The organism is Bacillus sp. LL01 (genome assembly GCF_001037965.1).
In genome coordinates, this window is the sequence record NZ_LFEL01000168.1 from 1 (window position 1) to 4,295 (window position 4,295).

Genomic DNA, 4,295 nt, shown 5'->3' on the forward strand with positions numbered 1-4,295 from the left:
CTCCTAAAAGTAATCTAGCTTCAATGGGCGTTTATCTCTTTACGTGGTCCTATTTAAAACAATTTCTTATGGCCGATGCGAGCGACATAGAGTCTGAACATGACTTCGGTAAAAACGTTATACCTGCCATGCTTGATGATCATTGCAAGCTTGTAGCCTATCCTTTTTCTAGCTATTGGAGAGACGTTGGAACCGTTCAAAGTTATTGGGAAGCTAGTATGGACTTGCTAGATCCAGACTCTCCTCTTCGTCTTAATGAAGATAACTGGAGAATTTATTCTGCGAACCCTAACCAGCCACCTCAATATGTAGCTAATTCAGCTAAAGTTAGTCAGTCCTTCATTAATGAAGGGTGTCTTGTATATGGAAGACTTCAAAAATCGATTCTGTTTCACGGAGTGGAAGTTGGTAAGCATAGTATGGTTAGTGGCTCAATATTGATGCCTAATGTCAAAGTCGGTCAACGTGTTCAATTAAAAAATGTCATAGTCACAGAAGGAACGACTATACCAGATGACACAGTTATCAGTTCACAAAAAGAAGAGATTATCGTCATTGATAACGAAACAAAATTTGAAGCGTTAACGATGTTGACGTAAGGAGGCTGTTTATTCATTGAACAGATTAATGGGAGTWATTWACTTAGATGCTGAACAAGATTTACTTGGTGAGCTTACGTATTTCYGCTGCGGAGCCGCTGTACCATTTGGTGGGCGTTATCGTCTTATCGACTTTGTTTTATCCAATATGGTGAATGCGAATATGTCAGAGATCGCCGTCTTTACAAGAAGAAAATATCGATCATTAATGGATCACTTGGGGAATGGAAAGGCATGGGATCTCGACCATGTAAAAGGAGGCCTATTTATTTTACCTCCAGATTGGAATGATCCAACTGATATTTCTAAAGGAGAACTCCAGCATTTTCATAATAATCGCGATTTCTTTGCTCGTGGCCATGCTGATCATGTATTAATAACAGGCAGTCAGCATGTAAGCAGGATTGATTTTGAGGAGGTATTTAACCATCACCTTCATACAAAAGCTGATGTGACGGTTGTTTATCAGCACAACCCAAGTATCTTGAGTGACAATCGTTTTTCAAAAAAGTTGGTTATAGATGAAAAAGGACATGCAACAGCTCTTTCTAATGACTCAGATAACCCAAATCATTATATGAATACGTACATCATTAAGAAGGATCTTCTTCTCGATTTAGTGGACTCTTGTATATCAAGAGGTAAATCACTTTTATTTGAAGWGGGGATTATGACGAATGCAGATCGACTGCATATCACAAGCTACTCCTATAATGGCTACTTAGCTGTTATTGATTCATTACCTTCTTATTATCAAGAAAGTATGAAGCTACTTTCTGATCAGCATTTTGCTCAATTATTTTTATCAAAAAAACCATTATTGACCAAAATAAAAAACGAGCCGCCAACGGTTTATAAAAAGGGTTCAAAGGTAAGGAATTCCTTACTCGCTAATGGATGTGTAATTGAAGGTGAAGTCACCAATAGCATTCTCTTTCGCGGGGTGAAAGTAGAAAGTGGTGCCATTATTGAAAACTCCATTATTATGCAACGGTGCATCGTTGAAAAGGGAACAGTGCTTAGAAATGTCATCTTAGATAAAGATATTACCCTCACCTCAAATAAGACCTTAATAGGCGCATATACGCAACCTTACGTTGTAGCAAAGCGAAAGGTGATCTAAATGCTAAAGGAGAGAAACCTTCAATGAAAGTAGTCATGGTTGCAACAGAATGTACACCCTTCTTTAAGACGGGAGGCCTTGCAGATGTAATCGGTTCGCTCCCGCATGCTTTAAGTGCATTAGCTCATGAACTGATTGTCTTCCTACCAAAATCGACATCGATCCCAACTCCTATCTTATTGCAGCTTGAATGGGTTGAGACCTTTTCTGTTTCTGTAACATGGCGCAATCAACATTGTGCCATCCTATCTTATAAAGAGAAAAACGTAACTTACTACTTTATCGAAAATGACTATTACTTTGATCGTAAGCCCTTCTATGGCCAAGAAGATGATGGCGAACGATTCACCTTTTTTACACACGCAGTCCTTGAATCGATGGAAAAACTAGCTCTCCATCCTGATGTACTACATTGTCACGATTGGCAAACAGGATTACTTCCTGCTTACATTAAAGCAGGAGCCTATTCGCACAAGGTTAAAACGGTCTTTACTATTCATAACCTTAGGTACCAAGGCGTCTTCCCTCATTCGATCTTTAATGAGTTGCTTCACTTAGATAAGCAACATCAAATTGGGCTTGATCACAACGGGGCKATTAACTTTATGAAGGCTGCTATAGTTCATGCTGATTGGATTACAACCGTCAGCCCTACGTATGCAAAAGAAATTCAATCATCTGCTTTCGGAGAAGGGCTTGATTCTTTACTTAGAGAAAGGAATCATTCTTTGACAGGCATTATAAATGGGATTGATGAGGGATATTTTAATCCGTCGACTGATTTTCATATCCCCGTTACATATCATCATCAGCCTGAACGAAAACGAGAAAATAAAAAAGCCCTTCAAGATAAACTAGGCTTAACAATCAGCGAGCACACTCCACTCATTTCTCTTATTTCAAGATTAGTAGAGGAAAAAGGTGTATATCTTGTCACTAATACGTTCGATGACTTACTACAAGCAGAAGATGTCCAATTTGTATGCTTAGGTTCAGGAGATCCTGTGATTGAAGAGCAATTTGAACAACTTGCCCAGCGCTACCCTGACCGTGTTGCTTTTTACCGTGGCTTTAATGAAGAACTTGCCTCATTTATTTATGCTGCCTCTGACTTTCTTGTGATGCCCTCTAAATTTGAACCATGCGGGCTAAGTCAATTAATTGCTCTACGCTATGAAACAGTGCCTATTGTACGCGAAACGGGAGGCTTAAAAGACACAATTCTTTCTTTTAATGAGTTTACAGGAGAAGGAAATGGCCTGAGCTTCACGAATTACAAAGAAGAAGACTTTCTTTATACKGTGAGGCGTGGCTTGTGGCTATATAGAGAAKAAGCACTGTGGAAGCAGTTGCAACACAATATATACACGTCAATGTTCGACTGGAGTCAATCGGCAAAAGCGTATGAGGATGTCTATAAACATCTAGTAAATGAAGGAGCGTGGGATGAAACCGATGAATAAAGAGACCTTTGCAGCYCAATTCCAAGAAAAACTATTAACCACGTTTAGTAAACGTCCAGATGAAGCAACCAACAAAGAAGCATTCCAAGCCATTGCCCTTCTTGTCAAAAAAGAAGTGAATAGTAACTGGCAGAAAACAAAGCAAGTTCATTTAAGTAACGACGAAAAACAAATGTATTATTTCTCAATGGAGTTCTTGTTAGGTCGTTTACTTGAAACGAACCTCTTAAATCATGGGTGGTATGACGTATGTTGTGATACTTTACATGATTATAACTTTGAGCCAAGTGAGGTATTTAGTGAAGAAGCAGATGCAGGCCTTGGAAACGGTGGCCTCGGTAGATTAGCTGCTTGCTTTCTAGACTCATTAGCTTCCCTCAACTTACCTGGTCACGGGATTGGCATTCGATACAAGTACGGTCTTTTTCAACAAAAAATGGTCAACGGCTATCAGGTTGAACTGCCTGACTATTGGTTGAAAGACGACWACATGTGGGAGACGAAACGGTCTGAGAAGGCGATTGAAGTTCGCTTTGGAGGAGAAGTGAAGCCAACCTATGTCGATCAAAAGCTTACATTTGATCATGTAGAGTACGAGCGAGTGTTAGCTGTCCCTTACGATGTGCCAGTTGTTGGCTACGGAACAGATAATGTGAATACGTTAAGACTTTGGAGCGCAGAGTCGACGACTAACCCATTTCATTTCAATTCGGTTCACGGAAAAGACTATTACCACTACTTAGATTACAAACGGTCGATAGAAAAAATTTCTGAATTTCTCTATCCGGATGATTCGTCCTATGAAGGGAAACTTCTACGTCTCAAACAACAGTACTTCTTAGTATCCGCCGGCGTTCAAAGCATTCTCAATCAATTCAAAAAAACCGAACAGCCAATATCGGAACTACCAGAAAAAATATCCATTCAAATTAACGATACTCACCCAACGCTCGTTATTCCTGAATTAATGCGTCTTTTAATGGATGAAGAAGGATTAGGTTGGGATCAAGCTTGGGAGTTAACAACTAAAACAGTTGCCTATACCAATCATACAACCTTAAGTGAAGCCTTAGAAAAATGGCCTGAACAAATGGTAAAAGAACTCCTCCC

Annotated in this window: 4 protein-coding genes; all 4 read left to right on the forward strand. The window is 39.5% G+C overall.

The window, feature by feature from the left end:
- Positions 1 to 599, forward strand: a 599-nt coding sequence (locus tag AB685_RS27125; protein ID WP_047973710.1) for a sugar phosphate nucleotidyltransferase, incomplete at its 5' end; no start/stop codon positions are given.
- 16 nt (positions 600 to 615) lie between these two features.
- Positions 616 to 1,722, forward strand: a complete 1,107-nt coding sequence (gene glgD / locus AB685_RS27130; protein ID WP_047973711.1) for a glucose-1-phosphate adenylyltransferase subunit GlgD — start codon at positions 616 to 618, stop codon at positions 1,720 to 1,722.
- Between the two features lie 23 nt (positions 1,723 to 1,745).
- The gene (locus tag AB685_RS27135) at positions 1,746 to 3,185 is read left to right on the forward strand and encodes a glycogen/starch synthase (RefSeq protein ID WP_047973712.1); all 1,440 of its coding nucleotides are present in this window, start codon (positions 1,746 to 1,748) and stop codon (positions 3,183 to 3,185) included.
- On the forward strand, positions 3,169 to 4,295 hold a 1,127-nt coding region (locus AB685_RS27140), incomplete at its 3' end, for a glycogen/starch/alpha-glucan phosphorylase (RefSeq protein WP_241773396.1). The genes AB685_RS27135 and AB685_RS27140, both read left to right, overlap by 17 nt.